The sequence below is a fragment of the Lysinibacillus sp. IITD104 genome (assembly GCF_036698265.2).
Lineage (GTDB): Bacteria > Bacillota > Bacilli > Bacillales_A > Planococcaceae > Lysinibacillus > Lysinibacillus boronitolerans.
Window position 1 is genome coordinate 930082 of record NZ_JBAHYH020000001.1, and the last position, 19289, is coordinate 949370.

The 19289-nt window shown below is 39.1% G+C and carries 16 protein-coding genes and 1 pseudogene; 10 read left to right on the forward strand and 7 right to left on the reverse strand.

The window, feature by feature from the left end:
• The first annotated feature begins 216 nt into the window (after positions 1-216).
• From V1L66_RS04850 to V1L66_RS04875, 6 genes and pseudogenes are all read left to right on the forward strand, one after another.
• On the forward strand, positions 217-1401 hold the full coding sequence (locus tag V1L66_RS04850; RefSeq protein ID WP_333003726.1) for a phosphoglycerate kinase: 1185 nt from the start codon (positions 217-219) through the stop codon (positions 1399-1401).
• A gap of 19 nt (positions 1402-1420) precedes the next feature.
• Positions 1421-2182 carry a triose-phosphate isomerase gene (tpiA, locus tag V1L66_RS04855; protein WP_333003724.1) on the forward strand — a complete coding sequence of 254 codons (762 nt, stop codon included), beginning with the start codon at positions 1421-1423 and terminating at the stop codon, positions 2180-2182.
• Positions 2175-3716, forward strand: a complete 1542-nt coding sequence (gpmI, locus tag V1L66_RS04860) for a 2,3-bisphosphoglycerate-independent phosphoglycerate mutase (RefSeq protein WP_333003721.1) — start codon at positions 2175-2177, stop codon at positions 3714-3716. Before tpiA ends, gpmI begins: the two co-directional genes overlap by 8 nt.
• A 2-nt stretch (positions 3717-3718) precedes the next feature.
• Positions 3719-5011 carry a phosphopyruvate hydratase gene (gene eno, locus V1L66_RS04865; RefSeq protein ID WP_333003719.1) on the forward strand — a complete coding sequence of 431 codons (1293 nt, stop codon included), beginning with the start codon at positions 3719-3721 and terminating at the stop codon, positions 5009-5011.
• 585 nt (positions 5012-5596) lie between these two features.
• Complete coding sequence (locus V1L66_RS04870; protein WP_016994759.1) at positions 5597-6124, forward strand: DUF6241 domain-containing protein; 528 nt, start codon at positions 5597-5599, stop codon at positions 6122-6124.
• A 359-nt stretch (positions 6125-6483) separates the two neighbouring features.
• Positions 6484-6594: pseudogene (locus tag V1L66_RS04875) on the forward strand (hypothetical protein); the annotation flags it as partial.
• 394 nt (positions 6595-6988) lie between these two features.
• On the opposite strand, the gene dltD reads toward V1L66_RS04875, so the two are convergent.
• The 7 genes from dltD to V1L66_RS04910 all read right to left on the reverse strand — a co-directional run bounded on the left by dltD (position 6989) and on the right by V1L66_RS04910 (position 14549).
• The gene (gene dltD, locus V1L66_RS04880; protein ID WP_333003714.1) at positions 6989-8164 is read right to left on the reverse strand and encodes a D-alanyl-lipoteichoic acid biosynthesis protein DltD; all 1176 of its coding nucleotides are present in this window, start codon (positions 8162-8164) and stop codon (positions 6989-6991) included.
• Positions 8161-8394: a D-alanine--poly(phosphoribitol) ligase subunit 2 gene (dltC, locus tag V1L66_RS04885; protein ID WP_016994756.1), complete on the reverse strand. Its 234-nt coding sequence runs from the start codon at positions 8392-8394 to the stop codon at positions 8161-8163. The genes dltD and dltC overlap by 4 nt, the downstream gene beginning before the upstream one ends.
• A 42-nt stretch (positions 8395-8436) precedes the next feature.
• Complete coding sequence (dltB, locus tag V1L66_RS04890) at positions 8437-9600, reverse strand: D-alanyl-lipoteichoic acid biosynthesis protein DltB (RefSeq protein ID WP_333003713.1); 1164 nt, start codon at positions 9598-9600, stop codon at positions 8437-8439.
• Positions 9597-11072: a D-alanine--poly(phosphoribitol) ligase subunit DltA gene (gene dltA / locus V1L66_RS04895; protein ID WP_258860339.1), complete on the reverse strand. Its 1476-nt coding sequence runs from the start codon at positions 11070-11072 to the stop codon at positions 9597-9599. Before dltA ends, dltB begins: the two co-directional genes overlap by 4 nt.
• 17 nt (positions 11073-11089) lie before the next feature.
• A complete protein-coding gene (locus tag V1L66_RS04900; RefSeq protein WP_004228095.1) occupies positions 11090-11227 on the reverse strand; it encodes a teichoic acid D-Ala incorporation-associated protein DltX in 138 nt (45 codons plus the stop codon).
• A 279-nt stretch (positions 11228-11506) separates the two neighbouring features.
• Positions 11507-13153, reverse strand: coding sequence for an alkaline phosphatase (locus tag V1L66_RS04905; RefSeq protein ID WP_333003709.1), 1647 nt, complete (start codon positions 13151-13153; stop codon positions 11507-11509).
• A gap of 148 nt (positions 13154-13301) precedes the next feature.
• Entirely contained in the window at positions 13302-14549 is a 1248-nt protein-coding gene (locus V1L66_RS04910; protein WP_016994801.1) for a DUF5050 domain-containing protein, read from the reverse strand.
• 205 nt (positions 14550-14754) lie between these two features.
• Here V1L66_RS04910 and secG point away from each other — a divergent pair, with 205 nt between their 5' ends.
• The 4 genes from secG (at position 14755) to smpB (ending at position 18968) form a co-directional block, all read left to right on the forward strand.
• Positions 14755-14982, forward strand: coding sequence for a preprotein translocase subunit SecG (gene secG, locus V1L66_RS04915; RefSeq protein WP_004228101.1), 228 nt, complete (start codon positions 14755-14757; stop codon positions 14980-14982).
• Between the two features lie 188 nt (positions 14983-15170).
• Entirely contained in the window at positions 15171-15917 is a 747-nt protein-coding gene (locus V1L66_RS04920) for a carboxylesterase (RefSeq protein WP_016994797.1), read from the forward strand.
• A 37-nt stretch (positions 15918-15954) separates the two neighbouring features.
• Positions 15955-18429, forward strand: coding sequence for a ribonuclease R (gene rnr / locus V1L66_RS04925; RefSeq protein ID WP_333003707.1), 2475 nt, complete (start codon positions 15955-15957; stop codon positions 18427-18429).
• A 71-nt stretch (positions 18430-18500) separates the two neighbouring features.
• On the forward strand, positions 18501-18968 hold the full coding sequence (gene smpB, locus V1L66_RS04930) for an SsrA-binding protein SmpB (protein ID WP_016994795.1): 468 nt from the start codon (positions 18501-18503) through the stop codon (positions 18966-18968).
• The last annotated feature ends 321 nt before the right edge of the window (positions 18969-19289 follow it).

The following is a 19289-nucleotide window of genomic DNA, read 5'->3' on the forward strand; positions in this document are numbered from 1 at the left end:
TTGATACATGTTGATTGCAAGACATCGCAGTTAACTTTTGCTACTATAAAAACAAGTATTAGGGTTCATTATCAAAAGTTGGAGAATCATACTTACATGAGATAGTGACGCTGAAAGTACTAAACTGACTTTTCAATTTAGTAAGCATGGTGTAGAGCCAAGATGGGTAAAACACAAGGGTGTAAAACTAAAACAAACTTTGAAGGGAGTTTCTTCATGTTAAATAAGAAAACAATGAAAGATATTGATGTAAAGGGTCAACGCGTTTTTGTACGTGTAGATTTTAATGTGCCAATGGCAGATGGTGCTATTACCGATGAGACGCGTATTCGTGCAGCGATTCCTACAATTGAGTATTTAGTAGAGCAGGGTGCTAAAGTTATTCTAGCTTCTCACTTAGGACGTCCAAAAGGTGAGGTAAAAGAGGATATGCGTTTAACAGCTGTTGGCATTCGCTTAGGGGAATTAATGGGCAAGCCTGTTACGAAGCTTGATGAATCCATTGGGCAAGCAGTGGAAGAAGCCGTTGCAAACATGCAAGATGGAGATATTCTATTGCTTGAAAATGTACGCTTCCATGCTGGTGAAGAGAAAAATGACCCAACATTAGCACAGCAATTTGCTCAGCTAGCAGATATTTATGTTAATGATGCTTTTGGTGCAGCCCATCGAGCGCATGCTTCTACAGAAGGAATCGCTAAGCATATTCCAGCTGTATCTGGATTCTTAATGCAAAAGGAATTAGATGTACTAGGTAAAGCCTTGTCTAACCCTGAGCATCCGTTTACAGCCATTATTGGTGGTGCCAAAGTAAAAGATAAAATTGGTGTTATTGAAAGCCTATTAGAAAAAGTAGATCACTTAATTATCGGTGGTGGTTTATCCTTTACATTTATTAAGGCACAGGGCCACGATATCGGTAAATCATTGCTAGAGGAAGATAAAATCGAGCTAGCAAAGTCCTTTATTGAGAAGGCAAAAGCAAAAGGTGTGCAATTACATATGCCAGTCGATGCTGTTGTGGCAAATGAATTTTCACAGGATGCTGAAACACAAATCGTTGATGTAGATGCTATTCCAGCTGATTGGATGGGTCTAGATATTGGACCAAAAACGGCTGCAAACTATGCAGAAGTTATCAAAAACTCTAAATTAATCATTTGGAATGGACCAATGGGTGTCTTTGAAATGGACAAATTTGCAAACGGCACAAAAACTGTTGCTGATGCAATGGCAACAACAGCAGGCTACACAGTAATTGGTGGTGGCGATTCGGCAGCGGCAGTTGAAAAATTTGAAGTAGCAGATAAAATGGATCACATTTCTACAGGTGGTGGTGCTTCCTTAGAATTAATGGAAGGCAAAGAGCTTCCAGGGATTGTAGCACTAAACGATAAATAAGCTAATAGGAGGCAAAATGATGCGTAAACCAATTATTGCAGGTAACTGGAAAATGTTTAAAACATTTGAAGAGGCTATTCAGTTTGTAGATGCTGTACAAGAAAAACTTCCTTCCAATGACAAAGTAGATGCTGTTATTTGCGCACCAGCTCTTTACCTACCTACACTTGTGCAAGTTGCTAGTGAGTCAGAGCTGGCAATTGGTGCACAAACTATGCACTATGAAAATGAAGGTGCTTTTACTGGTGAAATTAGTCCAGCACAGCTAGCAAGTGTGGATGTTGACTATGTCATTTTAGGACACTCAGAACGTCGCGAATACTACAACGAAACAGATGAAGCGATTAATAAGAAGGTAGCAGCAGCACTTGCACACGCTATCGTGCCTATTATTTGCTGTGGCGAAACACTCGAAGAACGTGAAGCAGGCACAACAGAGCAAAAAGTGGCAGGCCAAATTAAAACGGCACTTGCTGGGTTTGAAGCACAGCAAGTAGAGCATATGGTCATTGCGTATGAACCGATTTGGGCGATTGGTACTGGTAAAACTGCTACAGCAGACGATGCAAATCAAGTATGCGGAGCGATTCGAGCAGTAGTAGAAGAGCTATATAATGCTGAAACTGCGAATGCTTTGCGCATTCAATATGGTGGCAGTGTCAAGCCTGATAACATTCAGGAGCTTTTATCGAAAGAACATATTGATGGTGCTTTAGTTGGTGGAGCAAGCTTACAACCAGAATCTTATTTAAAATTATTGGAGGCGGCAGCAAATGCCTAAAAAGCCAGTAGCATTAATTATTTTAGACGGCTTTGCATTTCGAGATGAAACATTTGGGAATGCAGTAGCACAGGCGCATAAGCCAAATTTTGATCGATATTGGCATCAATTCCCTCATGCGACATTAACAGCTGCGGGAGAAGCCGTTGGATTACCTGAAGGACAGATGGGGAATTCCGAGGTGGGGCACTTAAATATCGGTGCAGGACGTATCGTATATCAAAGCTTAACACGCTTAAATAAATCTATTCGTGATGGAGATTTCTTCACGAATCAAGCCTTTTTAGATGCAGTAGCACATGTTAAAGCTCATCAGTCAAAGCTACATGTTATGGGCTTATTGTCAGACGGTGGTGTCCATAGTCATTATGAGCATATGTTTGCACTATTGAAGCTAGCTAAACAGCAGGGATTAGATGAAGTTTATGTACATGGCTTCTTAGATGGTCGTGATGTTGGTCCAACAACAGCATTAGACTATATCGAAGAAACTGAAAAGCAAATGGCTGATATAGGCATAGGGCAATTTGCTTCAATTCATGGACGTTACTATGCAATGGATCGTGATAAACGGTGGGATCGTGTCGCACTGACTTATAATGTCCTAGTGGATGGCGTTGGTCAAACAGCAGAAAGTGCTAAAAGTGGTGTAGCAGCATCCTATGAGCGTGAGGTAACAGATGAATTTGTCATCCCATTTAGCATTCAAGAGCATGGCGAGCCAGTAGCAACAATTGGCGATCATGATGCTGTGATTTTCTTTAACTTCCGTCCTGATCGTGCAATTCAGCTGTCAACAGTGTTTACAAATGAAGCATTCGATGGCTTTGCTATATCTGCAAATCATCCAAAGAATTTAAAATTTGTGTCCTTCACACACTATAGTGATGAAGTCAACGCACAGGTTGCTTATGAAAATGACAACTTGAAAAATACAATAGGTGAAGTATTAGCGACGAATGGAAAAACACAGTTGCGCATTGCGGAAACTGAAAAATATCCACATGTTACATTCTTTATGAGTGGTGGACGTGAGGAAAAATTCCCAGGTGAAGAACGTATTTTAATTGCTTCTCCAAAGGTGGCGACATACGATTTAAAACCTGAAATGTCTGCCTATGAGGTGACAGATGCTTTACTTGCAGAAATTGCCGCTGAAAAATTTGATGGCATTATTCTTAACTTTGCCAACCCTGATATGGTTGGTCATAGTGGAATGCTGGAGCCAACTATTAAAGCCATTGAAGCAGTAGACGAATGCTTAGGAAAAGTAGTAGATGCACTCCTTGCAAAAGGGGGCGCAGCTATTATTACAGCTGACCATGGCAACTCTGATGAAGTGTTAACTTTAGCAGGTGAGCCAATGACAGCTCATACAACAAACCCTGTTCCAGTAATTGTGACAAAACCAAATATAATGTTAAGAAATGGTGGTATTTTAGCCGATTTAGCTCCAACCATGTTAGAATTATTAGAGGTGTCACAGCCTACTGAAATGACAGGACAATCATTAATTGAAAAAGAGGAGAATTAATTATGCCATTTATTACACAAGTTTATGCGCGCGAAGTTTTAGACTCACGTGGGAACCCAACAGTAGAGGTTGAAGTATTTACAGAATCAGGCGCATTTGGTCGCGCAATCGTACCATCAGGTGCATCAACAGGTGAATACGAAGCGGTAGAATTACGTGATGGTGACAAATCTCGTTACCTAGGCAAAGGTGTATTAAAAGCAGTTGAAAATGTAAACACAATTATTGCGGAAGAATTGGAAGGTAACTATTCTGTTCTTGATCAAGTAGTCATCGACAAAGCTTTAATCGAGCTAGATGGCACAGAAAACAAAGGCAAGCTAGGTGCCAACGCAATTCTAGGTGTATCCATGGCAGTTGCACATGCTGCGGCAGATTATTTAGATGTACCTCTTTATCAATATCTTGGTGGGTTCAACTCTAAGCAATTACCAGTACCAATGATGAACATCCTAAATGGCGGTGCTCACGCAGATAACAATGTAGACATTCAAGAATTCATGGTTATGCCTGTTGGTGCAGAATCATTCAGTCATGCATTACGTATTGGCGCTGAGATTTTCCATAGCCTAAAAGCTGTTCTAAAAGCAAAAGGCTACAACACAGCAGTAGGTGATGAAGGTGGTTTCGCACCAAACCTTGGCTCTAACGAAGAAGCGATTACAGTGATCTTAGAAGCGATTGAAAAAGCAGGCTACAAACCAGGTGACGAAGTGAAACTTGCAATGGACGTAGCATCCTCTGAACTATTCAATAAAGAGGATGGCAAATACCACTTAGATGGTGAAGGTGTAGTCAAAACTTCTGAAGAAATGGTGGATTGGTACGAAGAGTTAACAAATAAATACCCAATCATTTCAATTGAAGATGGCTTAGACGAAAACGACTGGGCTGGACACAAGCTATTAACAGACCGTATCGGCAGTCGCGTACAATTAGTAGGTGATGACCTATTTGTAACAAATACGAAAAAGTTATCTGCTGGTATTGAGCAGGGCGTAGGCAATGCCATCCTGATCAAAGTAAACCAAATCGGTACGTTAACTGAAACATTTGAAGCGATCGAAATGGCAAAACGTGCAGGCTACACAGCAGTTATCTCTCACCGTTCTGGTGAATCAGAAGACGCAACAATTGCTGATATCGCTGTTGCAACAAATGCTGGTCAAATTAAAACAGGTGCTCCATCACGTACAGACCGTGTAGCTAAATACAACCAACTTCTTCGTATCGAAGATCAACTTGGTTCAACAGCAGAGTATCTTGGTTTAAATTCCTTCTATAACTTAAAATAGGTATTTGATTGAAGAGAAAATAGGCAATACGGATGTATTGTTTCAACCTCTGATTTATAAGTGTGAGAAACACTTGTAGATTGGAGGTTTTTTCGTGCTTATTAAAGATTTGTTGAAAGAATTTACATTTGCAGATTAAAAATTATTCAATCAGAACAACAAAAATTTATAACTACAATACAACTCACTTCATTCAATATCTGGACGAGTTTCATGAGGTGAATGAAATTGAAAACGTTTCTACAGTTCATGTAAAAGGAGTCGCAAAACACGCCCCCCTTGTAAAAACGTTATGTACCTAGCAAAATGCTAGATACCTCAGCAATGTTTTTTTGAGGTACTCTCCTCTATAGAGAGCACCTGTGACGGATTAACGCATACAAAATTGTATTAGTTGTATTTAATTAAGGACGCAATTTTGCGTTGGTTAACATGCTGAATACAAAGTATATACCATTATCTACGAACAGTTTTCGTACTATAGTCATTGAACACTCTGTTATTATTATCCTAATTACATAATATAAACCAATACATAATTACATAATGATATAATGATATAAATTACAATGAGGAGTTAATAACATGAAGAGAAAAACAAAATCTGCAATTGTTATCATTGCAATATTGATAATTTTTGGAGGGATTTTTGGTTACATTAAATCCACCGAACAAAAGGAAAAACCTGTTACCAAAAAAGAAAGAGCCACTATTGTTGTTGACGGAGTAGCGCTTGAAGATAAAAAAGTTACAAAAGAAGAATTGCTTTATCCTGACAATTTAATGGAAAGCAAAGTAAATGAAACCATCCATAGCATGTCTCACCAAAAAGTGAAAGCTGCTTCTCAATGGGGTCGTGAGCGAATAACACAAGAAAAAGTTGACCGATTGTTAACTGTAGTTAAAATGAACGATTATAAATATAAAGATCTTTACATTTCAATATTAGAAAGATGGTCGAAAGGTGACTTTTCAAACGCCGTTGACGACCATAATAAAATTTGGGAATTGCAAGGTGGCGATGACACAACAAATTCAGGAAGAGCAACTCGTTTATTATCGCCCGAGGAAGAAGAGCAGTATATTGAACAATTTTACACAGATGAAAAATAGGTGAATTTTTAAATTGTATGCAAATTTTTCTGTTTGTTACCATTAATATTTATTACACAAAATCCACCAATTACTAGGATACAAAAACATTATCGGTGGAGGGTTTTATTAATGAACGAAGAAAGAACTTAACAGACAAAGGACTTTATCATTTAAATATCACTTTGAACGCAAAAGCCAATGGATTGAAGAACGTGTACAAGAAGAGTTTGGCGATTCAACCATTCATACAGTCACAATTTGGACCTTACAAAACGGAACAAGCGAAATCCGAAATTTCAAGTTTTTGTGTTCACTAAGACTCCCGAATTTATTGTAGACTTCATAGAATTGACCATAATCAATTAAGGTTCATGCCAGGTGCTCCATCACGTACAGACCGTGTAGTAAAATACAACCAACTTCTTCGCATTGAAGAGCAACTTGGTTTAACAGCTGAGTACCTTGGTTTACAATCGTTCTACAACTAAATAATAGACAAATAATACCTCAAAGTATGTACATACTTTGAGGTATTTTATTAGAAGTATGTATACCCCAAGCAGTCAAGTATAATAAAGAAAATTAGAGGGGGATAGGGCTATGGGGATCAAGAGGTAAGGAAGCTTTCTAGTGAGACAGCTACAGTAACAGAACAAATTGAAACCTCTCTTAAAACGATTACGAGTAATATTCAAGCACTTATGGAAAGCATGGAGCAAATTGAAGCAGCCTCTAATGATCAGGAAGAGCAGGTTCAACAATTAAGTGAAGCTATTGAAAAACCTAAATGAGATATAAGTGAGCAAATGGCGCTTTACATAAAAGGTCTCTTACGATAATAAGAAAAGACAGTCTACTAATATTAGACTGTCCTGACTATTGTTATGGCTGTGACCAATGCTGATCTAGTTCTTGATCGAGATAGACCCAGCCCTTCCAGGCAATATGAATCGTATCCATAATAAAGTAAGGATCATATTCATGATCTGAAAAATCAACATAGGCAACATTTGCATCCTTTAATACTTGCTCCATTTTATCGTAATACTTTTGACGACGTTCCTCAGGATAGCCATTATAATCATACCAATAGCCATTAACTGGAATGGAGACGAATAGTGGTTTGGCACCTGCATCCTTTAAAACATCGATAACTAGTTGGAAATCCTCATATTCAGGAGAGTTTGTATAATCCTCTTTTTTTCGTATATCTTTAAACTTTGAAAATTTAGCATTTACAAGTCGCTGATAGGCGCGATCTTCAATCATATAGTCGTTGGATACACGCTTCTCCCCATATGCCTCTGCATGCTGCAATTGTTGCTCAAAGCTTTGATTGGCAATGAGCTTGTCATTACTTTTTAATGCATGACCTTTACGTGGGAAAAGGGAATAATATAAATCCTTCTTTTCTAGTAACTCCTTGTGGAAACGCCCCGCGACCATGGCCATACGTCCAGTAATTGGTTTTTCCTTGCCGTTAGACATTTGATATTGGTACATGGTCTTTAAGAGGCGATCTCGTTTGACAGTATCAAATTCAAGTAGGCGCTCCATAGCTCTTTTACGAAGGTTGGCATCCATCTCCTGATTAAAGGCTAAATCATAAGCATGTAACATGGAATAATTCGGTGAAAAGTGAAATTCACCCATGCCCTTCTCTGTAAACCACTGCGGGGAGATGATAAAGACCACTTTTTTATCCTTTAAATTGTTTTCTTGTGCTGCGAAATTCAAGAAGTGGGTAATGGACTGCATGCCTCCACGCCCAATCATAAATGTCGAATACGGAGCATCAGTTGCTCGCGTATAATTGTATGGATGGAATGGATCAAATCGGTTTAATTCTGAGGAGCCATAAAGTGGCATGGAACTAGGCTCCTGCAACATTCGCTCCTGTAAATAGGTGCCCTGAAATACAAGTGGAGACATGTTTGTTTTGGCTTGCTCCACATCCTCATTGGATATCCATGCTTTAATCCAAGCATTAGGAAAAAAGACAAAGCCAGTAAAAAGAGCAAATGCAATAAATAAAGAAAGAAAGCCTTTTTTGATCATTGTCTTTCAGCTAATTTCCCTGCTATTCGATTAGGCGTATTCCATTCTTCACGATTGAAATCAGTAATAGGGACAGAAATATTAAAACGGTTTTCAATTTCAACTAATAAATTAATTGTCCCAAATGAATCTAGTAAACCTTCTTCAAATAAATCAATATCTGGATTTTCTACAATAATTTCATCTTCACATAACTCGACTAGCATTTCTAAAACTTGTTGTTGATCCATTAATAATTCTCCTTTAGTGAACAGGCTCTTACAGCCCTTTGTTTAAAATAATGTGCCAGAAAAAATATAGAAGCCAAAGCATACAGCATGAAACGTTATGATTACGCCAATAGCATGCGTCCATTTATTTTTTGGCCAACGCTTATGCTTTTTATTCCAGCGCTCAAATTTATCAAAGCTAATAATCAATAGGGCATGATAGAGTCCATAGACCACAAAGTGCCATTCCAGACCATGCCAAATACCCATTAAAAAGAATAGTAAAAAGAAGCCTATATACGAAATAGCAAATTTATTTTTTAACCATTTTTTCTTTGTCATCCAAAGGACAAAGCGCATATAGACATAATCCCTAAACCAGAAGGAAAGGCTCATATGCCAACGATTCCAAAAATCTTTAATATTGCGGCTGGCGAATGGGCGATTAAAGTTAATCGGTGTTTGGATACCCATTATCCGACTCACACCAACAGCAAATGCACTATAGCCAGCAAAATCAAAGAATAAGTAAAAGCTATACATATACATATACGCTAGCTGCCCCTGAAAAGGTGTCAAATAGTTATACGTATGGTTAGGCAAATAAATAAGCGTGTAGTTGTAAATTAAATAAGCCAAAATAAACTTATATAAAAAGCCGACAAAAATATAGTTAATGCCACTCAATAGCAGCTTTTGGTACTCCTCCGAGGAAGGCACGGTATGAAAATCCTTTGTAAAACGACGCCAACGATCAATAGGTCCCGATGATACGGTAGGAAAGAATAATAAGAAATAGACTAGCTCTACTACCGAAAATTTCTCTTTCATCAAGCCATCACGGGTTTCTAAAATCATTTGCACCGCTTTAAACGTAATGTAGGATACACCAAGGAAGCCAAATAAATGATGTAACCCGAGAATCGGCAAAACCTTCACAAGAATCAGGGGTAATATGGATAAAAGCACTGCTATTATAAAAATGGTTCCGCTATTTTGCTGAAGTCGGTAACGCTGATAAGCCACAATAAGAACTACCTGAAAGACAGTAAATAATACGAGCGAGATGGTCCCATTCATTGAATGTCCGAAGATTAATGCTAAGACAATGACCGAAACAAAAAGATTATAGCGTTTCGAAGATTTGCCTCGTAACCCTAAGAGGATGGTAGGTAGTAATAAAAGTCCGATGATCACAAAAAATGCTATATTTCCATAAGGCGTCATACTGTCTCCATAACCGCCAATCCTTTACGATCTACCTTACCATTTGGATTTAGTGGTAAAGCGTCCATATATTTAAACGTTTTCGGTATCATATAGGCAGGTAAGTACGCTGATAAAAGTGCCTTCAATTGCTTTGTTGTTTTAAAAGCACCGTCTGTTAATGGCTCATGTAAAACAATATGGGCACTAAGAGAAATGATTTCCTTCTCTTTATAAACAGGTACAACGACACAGCTTGAAACAGGTGGCAGGTTACTAATTTGTTTTTCAATCTCTTCAATCTCTAGACGGTAGCCATGTAATTTCACTTGGAAATCCTTACGACCTGAAAAGAACAAATAACCATCCTGCACATAGCCTATATCACCCGTTTGATAGATGCGATCGCCATCCACGATCGGGAAAGCTTTAGCTGTTAATTTAGGCGCCCCCAAATACCCTGCGCTAACGGTTGGCCCTGAAATAATAATTTCTCCATCTTCAGCTACAGATACGTTTGGCTCCGTTATAGGGGCAATCGGTAATTGTTCGAAGCGAGCTACTAGCTCTTTCGTCACCTTTACATAGGATACAGCGACGGTTGTTTCTGTAGGACCATATAAATTATAAATTATTGCCTGTGGAAAGCGGAGCATCAACTCGTTACATACCGCTATCGGTAAAACCTCTCCGCAAAATAAAAAAGTATCCAATGCAGGCATGAGTTTTTGATCCCATTCTTTGTTCATCAAACACATCTTGGCAAAGGAAGGTGTAGAAGTCCATACACGAGTATTTGACGTCGCTAATGAATCAAACAACGCTTTTGGATTAGCAATTTCTTGCTGTGTAATCGCATAAAGTGTGTGTCCACCAACAAGAGCTGGGTAGAGATCCATAACAGATAAATCAAAGGAATAAGGTGCTTGATTTAAAAATACGCCGTCTTCCTGTAAAGGAAAGTGCTCCTGCATCCACATAACAAAGTGTGTTAGATTACTAGCTGTTATTTGAACCCCTTTTGGTTGACCCGTTGAACCAGAAGTGTAAATAATATAATGGATATCCTCATCTTGAACCCATGTTGCGGATGATAGGATCACGTCCTTTGATGAGGCATCCAGAATATCATGCACTGCCATAACGGGAATGTTCATCTGCATCTGTAATAGCTCTGTTGTCAATACTAAACCTGCTCCAGAAGCTTCTGTAATGAGCTGTAATCTTTCCGATGGTGTTGATGAATCAACAGGTACATATGGATGGCCAGCCTTTACAGCTCCGATAAACGCAACAATTTGCAGGGGGGACATATGTCCATAAATGACAATAGGTTGTTGTCTCCGCAAGTTAAGCTTCATTAAATAATCGGCAAGACGATCCGATAAATGCCAAAGCTCACTATAAGTTAAGGAGGCATTGTGTGTCTGATAAGCAGTTTTTTGTGGCTGCTGGATGGCCACACGTTCAATAGCTGCCAAAATACTTAACATATTTTAATCTCCTTTATTTAAAATTCCGTATATATAAATGGTCCAGCGTTCATATCATGGAAGCCATGTATAAGAAACAACAGTACCAAAACAATCAAATAAAACAGCGTGAAGCCAATGAAGCGTAAATACTCATTATTTTTGATGGATTGCATTTGTCCACCTCCAATGAAAAAAAGTATAAGATTAAACTTTCAAAAAATAGTAATTTACTAGTTAAAAATCCTTACCTTATGTTTTTAACACTGATTTGACGGAATGTGGAGAAAAATGTTGCTGAATTAAGATGAATTCAGTAAATCATAAGATTAATTTAAGGTAAATTTAAGGTTTTGGGGGGATATGTAGAGTTTACAAATTATTGGCTGGTTTAGTTATGTAAAAAAAGCACGAACATAAGGGAATAATCTCAACTTATGTTCGCGCTATTATTTTTATTTCACTTCATTAATAACTTTTTTAGATACATAAAATTCAGAGCCATTGTAGACATTGATTGTATCAAATGTATGAGTCTTTGCCGTGTTTGTTGAAGTTTGTTCATAGATCATCGTGTTTTTATTGACTGGAATTTTCACTGTAACATCTGCTTTTTGTGCAATAAATGTTGGGTTTTCTTTATTCGATAAGTCAATTTTTGTTGTAAATCCTTTTTCCGTAAATGCCTTCGTTGCAGGCACATATAAATCATTTGTTAATGTGTTTAAGTCAAAGCCCATAAAGCGTGCCATTGTATGGGCTAAATCAGTGTTTTCTACTAATCCTGTCAATTTAGAAGGACCAAATGAATATAAGAATACATCTTCACCCGTATGGCCACCTGTTGTATAACCAATGTTTGCACGATTGGCTAGCATTTTTACCATTTCATTGCCTAAGTCTTTAGCAGAATGTAATGTTTTAAGCTCGTCCTCCGTTAATGAATCTAAGCCATAAAGAGCAGCGACCTCAACTAAATTCGAGCGATCTTCTTTTAGTTGGCTTAAAGCTCCTTCAATGGTCATTGTAGCTTTTTTTAACGGGTCGATGTACGCAGAGACTGGAATGCTGGAATAGGTACTAGTAGTGTTAGCGTTCCCCATCGTAATGCCACTATTTCCATGATCAGTTACTGCGATGACTAAAGTATTACCATCTTCCTTCGCAAAATCAACCGCTTCTTTCACTGCATCATCAAATGATAAAATATCGCTAATGATACCAATAGTATCGTTGGCATGTGCAGCCCAGTCAACTTTACTACCTTCTACAAAGAGGAAGAAGCCATCCTCATCCTTTTTCAGCGTATTGATTGCTTTATTTGTCATTTCAGCAAGTGTAGGCTCAGATGCTCTTGTTTTGGCACGATCTAAATCATAAGCAAGTGCACTTGGCGCAAAGCTTCCCCAAATTTTTGAGGATTGACTATTAAATAGCTCATCGCGCGTTTTAACGAGATCATAATTTTTTTCATTCAAAACCTTGATTAAATCCTCGCCATCTTGACGAGCATTTTTCGATGTGCCTGGTGATAGTGATTCCAGACCACCGCCTAAGACAACATCAATATTTTGATAAACCTGCTGCTCTGCAATATCCCCGTATTGACTTCTATTGTTGACGTGTGCAGAAAAACCAGCTGGTGTAGCATGTTGAATTTCGGAAGTAGAAATTAACCCAGTAGCCTTACCTTGCTGCTTAGCTCCTTCTAGCACATTGGCTACAGGTCGGAAGGCATCTTCCTTAGCGATTTGCGCTAATCCAGGGGAGTTGATCACAGAGGGGAGCACACCTATATATTTATCGTTCGATTTATGCCCAGTTGCTAATGCTGTAGCAGCAGGCGCGGAATCAGTAATGGCTGATTCAGCAGAATATGTGCGCATAGCACCTGATAAAATTTCATCCATTGCTAGGCTTTCACCTTTATACCAACGAGAAAGGGTGACAGCATTATTACTGCTACCATCCATCACAAGCATAATGACATTTGTCGGTTTCTTTACTTCGGCTGCATGTACCTCTTGCTGTGGGATACTAACTGCGGATAAAGTCACTGCACTTGCTAAAAACAATGAAGTCCATTTTTTTGCGTATTTCATGATTTTCCTCCTTTAGGTGAATTCAACTGTAAGTGTAAAGGAAGGGTGTAAAGCTAGCGTTAAAGGTTTGTTAATGAAAGATGGTAATTATGTAAATAAAGAGGAAGAAAAGAATCTGTGTAATAGTCACACAGATTCTTTTGGGGCATTACAAATTTTCCTGATGTTGTGCGCCATCAATCGTTTCATAATATAAAATGTCTTCTTCGATGTACAAGTTGAGGACTTCATCTTCAAGTAAGACTTCTTCTGAGCCGTCCTGAACATTAATTTTTGTTAAATAACCAGCATTGTCATAGTCACTGCAATAAATGGAATCATCATAAGTAGCTAAATAATAGCATGCCGCTTCTGTAATTTGATTGTTTTCATTGGTGGCTAAATTATAGGAATAGACCATATTATCATTGATACTATTATAATAAATCACATCATCCACAGTATTGGCATACCACATATCATGCATAAAATCATAATTGTTATTTGTAGCAGTAAAATAATTCTCTTTTACCCATAAATGATCTTGGCTTAGTTTTTCATCACTGACTAAAAAGTATTCATAGGAAATCGCGTAAGGCTCCGCTGAATCCACATCATTCCACGTTGTATCAAGATGATACCAATTGCCATCGATACTGACTAAATTCCAAGCATGCAGCTGATCCTCACTATAGCCATAAACATATTTCGCTTCTAAATCCGAAGCTAATAATAGGCGATAAGCTAGCAGAGCATAGGCTTGACATACCGCAGTTTCCTCGTCTATCAGCTCAAAAACCGTTTGTCCCTCAGTAGAGCCTTGTTCTGTATAAGTGGCTAACTGTACGACCGTATCATTAATGATTTTAGCACGTTCAAAATCTGTCATATCTGTCGTAATATACTGGTCAGCAAAAGCCTCTACATATTGATCGACCTTTTGCTCCTTTTTGGCATCTGTTAAGTAATCAATCGACAACTCTACCAGATAGCCATCATCTGTTTCCCAAGCCGTCCATTCATAAGTAAGAAAATAACCAGCTGTATAGGGATTAACGAAGGAAAGCAGGCTATTTAAGTCATTCAGCTGCACCTCAAAATCTTCGAAGTTTAGCTTCCCAGTATAAGGGACTTCAAAGTGCTGTTCAAACTTTGCTACTTGTTTTTCGACTCTTTTAGTGAATTGTAGTAAGGCAGGATCATCCTTAAATAATGAGGTTGAGAAAAGATCATTCGGTGAAAAAGAGGCAGATAACGCTTTACTTTCTGGTTTCTTCATATCATTCTCTGTATCTTCTGCTAAGGTTGTAGTTGTTACATCCTCTTCCTCAAGAAGTAGGTCAATGGCCTTTGAGCATGCCGTAAGAAAGGGAATCATGCAGCATAATACAAGCAGCGCTGCTATTTTTTTATTCATTTTCCCACCCTCCAAAAAAATTCATTTTTGCCATTATAATTTAATTTACAGGGAGTGACATCCACAAATAGTAGCATAAGTCGACAAGGATGGAAGCATGAGGCGGAAAATTTCCAGCAAAACATAAAGCGAAGTTTGTCATCGTAACCTTTTTTTGTTATAATGTAGTCTGTTGTGATGTTTCAAAGTTCGGGAGGTGCAGTGAATGCATACAGTAGTATTAGTTTCATTAGTTATCGTATCATTAGCGTTAATCGTTGTGGTATTACTTCAATCTAGTAAAAGTGCAGGCTTATCAGGTGCCATCTCGGGTGGAGCTGAGCAACTATTTGGAAAGCAAAAAGCACGTGGTATGGATTTAATCCTTCACCGTGCAACAATTGTGTTAGCTATAGTGTTCTTTTTATTAGCAATCGCTATTACAAAAATCTAATAGTTGAAGATATATCGCCTAACCGAATTGGTTGGGCGTTTTCTTTTATCATTGTTAAATGGTAAATTCTCTCTCAGTAGTTAAAAATGAATTGTGACGAAATAACCAATGCCATCCGCTGGGCATCATCGAGATGACGAGAATGGGTATAGTATGTATAAGTGTTTTAGAATGAAGGAGTGCTTACAGTGAACAAATCATTATCACAGCCATTTTTCTTTCAGGCAGGACCACGTGCTGTTTTATTATTACACGGCTTCACAGGAAGCTCTGCAGACGTACGAATGCTTGGTAGATTTTTAGAGAAAAAAGGGTATACTACATTAGCACCTCACTATAAAGGTCACGGTGTGGAACCAGAAGAACTAATCACAACAGGTCCAGCAGACTGGTGGCAGGATGTTGTTGCCGCCTACAAACAGTTACAGGATGCTGGCTATCAGGAAATAGCCGTTGCTGGCCTTTCATTAGGCGGTGTTATGGCATTAAACGTTGCATTAAATAATCCTGTTAAAGGAATTGTTACAATGTGTGCCCCTATGACAATGCGTACAACCGACGTTATGTTTGAGGGTGTCTTGAAATATGCAAGGGACTATAAAAAGTTCCAAGGGAAACAGGAAGAACAAATTGAAGCTGAAGTTGCAAGTATTGCTGACAAAGGCATGCCATCTCTACAGCAACTACGAGAATTTATAGCCCGCACTCGTCAAGAAATTGACATGATTTATGCGCCTATTTTTGTCGTACAAGCTACAAATGATGAAGTAATAGAGACAGAATCTGCCAACATTATATATAATCAAACTGAGTCACTTGAAAAGCACATCAAGTGGTATGAAAACTCAAAACATGTTATTACATTAGATCAAGAAAAAGATCAATTACATGAGGACATTTATCGCTTTTTAGAAAGCCTAAATTGGGCACAATAATTATAAATAGGATTTTCTCATGAAGGAGGGAATATGTATGAAAGATCAAAAAGATACACTACAAAGTCGTTTACTCGATTTTTTCAGCAAAGATGATTATAAACCACTAACCGTCGGTGAAATCGAGGATGAATTCGGCTTTGAGGATGCGGAGGAGTTCAAGGAGCTTGTAAAAACGCTTGTCCGCATGGAAGGGCAGGGCTTAGTTGTGCGTTCTCGCTCCAATCGCTATGGCCTACCAGAGCGTATGAATTTGCTAAGAGGTAAATTTATCGGACATGCGAAGGGCTTTGGCTTCGTGACACCTGATGTCGAGGGCATGGATGATGTGTTCATTCCACCGCATGAAATTAACGGTGCCATTAACGGAGACATCGTTCTGATTCGTGTTTTAAAGGAATCATTTGGTGATCGACGTGAGGGGACGGTTACAAAGGTCGTTGAGCGCGGTCAAACAAGCTTTGTCGGCACATTTCAGGCTAACCGTGGCTTCGGCTTTGTTGTCCTAGATGATAAAAAGCTACCAATGGATATCTTTATTGCCAAAGGAGATACATTAGGAGCTGTCGATGGACATAAGGTTGTTGTTGAGGTAGCAACATGGCCAGAGGATTTAAAATCTGCTACAGGCTATATTACAAAAATTTTAGGACATAAAAATGATCCGGGTGTGGATATTTTATCCATTTTGTATAAGCATGACATTCCACCTGAATTCCCAGATGAAGTCATTGCTGCTGCACAACGTGTGCCAGATGAAATTACCGAGGCCGATTTAGTAGGTCGTCGTGATTTACGTCATGAAACGATTGTGACAATTGATGGTGCAGATGCTAAGGATTTAGATGATGCTGTAACCGTAACGAAAAATGTAGATGGTACGTATAAGCTTGGCGTACATATTGCAGACGTAAGTTATTATGTAACGCAAGGCTCAGTCATTGACATTGAAGCTTACGATCGTGCGACAAGTGTTTATTTAACAGACCGTGTCATTCCAATGATTCCACATCGTTTATCAAACGGTATTTGTTCATTAAATCCACAGGTTGACCGTTTAACACTCTCCTGTGAAATGATTATTGATGCGAATGGTAATGTGGTTGCACATGAAATTTTCCAAAGTGTCATTAAAACGACTGAGCGTATGACGTATAAGGACGTTTACAAAATTTTAGAGGAGCAGGATGAGGCACTAATTGAACGCTATGAGCCACTTGTTCCAATGTTTAAAAACATGGCTGAGCTGTCTGGTATTTTACGCCGTAAACGCGAAATGCGAGGAGCCATTGACTTTGACTTCAAAGAATCCAAGGTGATCGTAAACGAAGAAGGATGGCCAGTTGATATTGAATTACGTGAACGAACAGTAGCGGAGAAATTAATTGAAGACTTCATGCTAGCTGCCAATGAAACAGTGGCAGAGCACTTCCACTGGATGAATGTACCGTTTCTATACCGTATTCACGAAGATCCAAAGCCTGAAAAGCTTCAACGCTTCTTTGAATTTGTCACGAACTTCGGTATTTTAATTAAAGGTACTGGTAATACCGTTCATCCTAAGGCATTACAGGATGTATTGAAGGCCATTGAAGGGATGCCAGAGGAGCCTGTTATTTCAACGATGCTCTTACGTTCAATGCAGCAGGCGAAGTACTACCCTGAAAGTCTTGGACACTTTGGCTTATCAACAGATTTCTATACACACTTCACATCACCAATTCGTCGTTATCCTGACTTAGTTGTACACCGTTTAATTCGCACGTATTTAATTAACAAGGATACATCGAGAGAAACCGTTGCACAGTGGAGTATGGCAATGGATGAAATTGCTGACCACACATCTGAGCGTGAACGTCGTGCTGTTGATGCAGAACGTGATACAGACGCACTGAAAAAAGCACAATATATGTCCGACAAAATTGGCGAAGAATTCGAAGGAATTGTTTCATCCATTACAAACTTCGGCATTTTCGTGGAGCTACCAAACACCATCGAAGGACTTGTCCATATTAGCAATATGACAGATGATTACTACCGCTTCGATGATCGTCAAATGATTATGATCGGGGAACGAACAAATCGCCAATTCCGTATTGGTGATGAAGTGACAGTTCGTGTGGCAAATGTCATTATTGAGGAGTCATCCATTGACTTTGAAATCGTTGGAATGGTAACTTCATATGGACGAACACGCAAAGCAGCACCAACTGTTATTCATGCACGTAAAAATTACAGCGATAACAAAGGTGGACGCAGTCGCCGAAGCACACGCAGTGATGAGGAAAAAGGCGGACGTGGTGGCAATCGTAGAGGTGGTCGTCAAGAGGATGACCGTGGAACTCGTAGCTCATCATCAAAGCAAGGTGAACGACGCGAAAGCGACCGTGATCCACGTGGACGCCGCAAAGATGACTCAAGCCCAGGTCCTAAAAAACGCGTGAAGCAAAAGCAAAAGTTCTATGAGGGCATTGCCAAAAAAGGCAAAAAGAAAAAAACAAAACGTAAATAAGCCTAAGCGAAAGTATCCATTGGAAGGGTGCTTTCGCTTAAGCTCAACCTTTTAAGTAGAGGGTGAAAGATATGGCAAAAGGTTCTGGTAAAGTATTAGCACAAAACAAAAAAGCAGGCCACGACTACTTCATCGAAGAAACAATCGAAGCAGGCATGGTCCTAACAGGTACAGAAATCAAATCCATCCGTGCAGGCAAAGTCCAACTGAAAGACTCCTTTGTCCGCGTCCGTAATGGCGAGGCATGGATCAACAATATGCACGTTAGCGCATTCGAACAAGGCAACCGTTTCAACCACGATCCACTACGCACTCGCAAGCTGCTGCTCCACAAAAAGCAAATCGGCGAGCTAGTCGGTGCCGTAAAACGTGACGGCTACACAATCGTTCCACTGAAAATGTACATCAAGGATGGCTACGCCAAGCTCCTAATTGGCATCGGTAAAGGGAAAAAAGACTACGACAAGCGCAACGACATGCGCAAAAAAGAAGCCAAACGCGAGATGGAACGTGCCTTCAAGGCAAAAAATCAATTTTAATAGATTTAGATAAAGCTCACTGCGAATAGCGGTGAGTTTTTTTCGTTGTTGGGTGGGGCGAGCGAGTGTGGCGGATAGAATGGCGAAAGTGACGGATAGAGGTTGAAAAGTGGTGGATAGAGTAGCAAAAGTAATGGATAGCAGACTTAATCTGGCGGATAGTATTTATAGCTAAGCCAATTTTTTCTATTAAAGCGGTACACTTGAACTCTCTCTCATTTTGTTTTATAATATGTATTACTGATTGCCAGATTTCATGGAAGCGTACTTTTAAGCTCCCACCGTACTAGAAGCAATTCTAGCTCTTTGTTTGAACGAGGC

Coding starts and splice junctions, on each gene's coding strand:
- eno (WP_333003719.1), top strand. CDS start 3,719: ATGCCATTTATTACACAAGTTTATGCGCGCGAAGTTTTAGACTCACGT.
- V1L66_RS04870 (WP_016994759.1), top strand. CDS start 5,597: ATGAAGAGAAAAACAAAATCTGCAATTGTTATCATTGCAATATTGATA.
- rnr (WP_333003707.1), top strand. CDS start 15,955: ATGAAAGATCAAAAAGATACACTACAAAGTCGTTTACTCGATTTTTTC.
- dltD (WP_333003714.1), bottom strand. CDS start 8,164: ATGATCAAAAAAGGCTTTCTTTCTTTATTTATTGCATTTGCTCTTTTT.
- V1L66_RS04910 (WP_016994801.1), bottom strand. CDS start 14,549: ATGAATAAAAAAATAGCAGCGCTGCTTGTATTATGCTGCATGATTCCC.
- V1L66_RS04900 (WP_004228095.1), bottom strand. CDS start 11,227: ATGCAATCCATCAAAAATAATGAGTATTTACGCTTCATTGGCTTCACG.
- dltB (WP_333003713.1), bottom strand. CDS start 9,600: ATGACGCCTTATGGAAATATAGCATTTTTTGTGATCATCGGACTTTTA.
- tpiA (WP_333003724.1), top strand. CDS start 1,421: ATGCGTAAACCAATTATTGCAGGTAACTGGAAAATGTTTAAAACATTT.
- V1L66_RS04850 (WP_333003726.1), top strand. CDS start 217: ATGTTAAATAAGAAAACAATGAAAGATATTGATGTAAAGGGTCAACGC.
- gpmI (WP_333003721.1), top strand. CDS start 2,175: ATGCCTAAAAAGCCAGTAGCATTAATTATTTTAGACGGCTTTGCATTT.
- dltC (WP_016994756.1), bottom strand. CDS start 8,394: ATGGATCAACAACAAGTTTTAGAAATGCTAGTCGAGTTATGTGAAGAT.
- dltA (WP_258860339.1), bottom strand. CDS start 11,072: ATGTTAAGTATTTTGGCAGCTATTGAACGTGTGGCCATCCAGCAGCCA.
- secG (WP_004228101.1), top strand. CDS start 14,755: ATGCATACAGTAGTATTAGTTTCATTAGTTATCGTATCATTAGCGTTA.
- smpB (WP_016994795.1), top strand. CDS start 18,501: ATGGCAAAAGGTTCTGGTAAAGTATTAGCACAAAACAAAAAAGCAGGC.
- V1L66_RS04905 (WP_333003709.1), bottom strand. CDS start 13,153: ATGAAATACGCAAAAAAATGGACTTCATTGTTTTTAGCAAGTGCAGTG.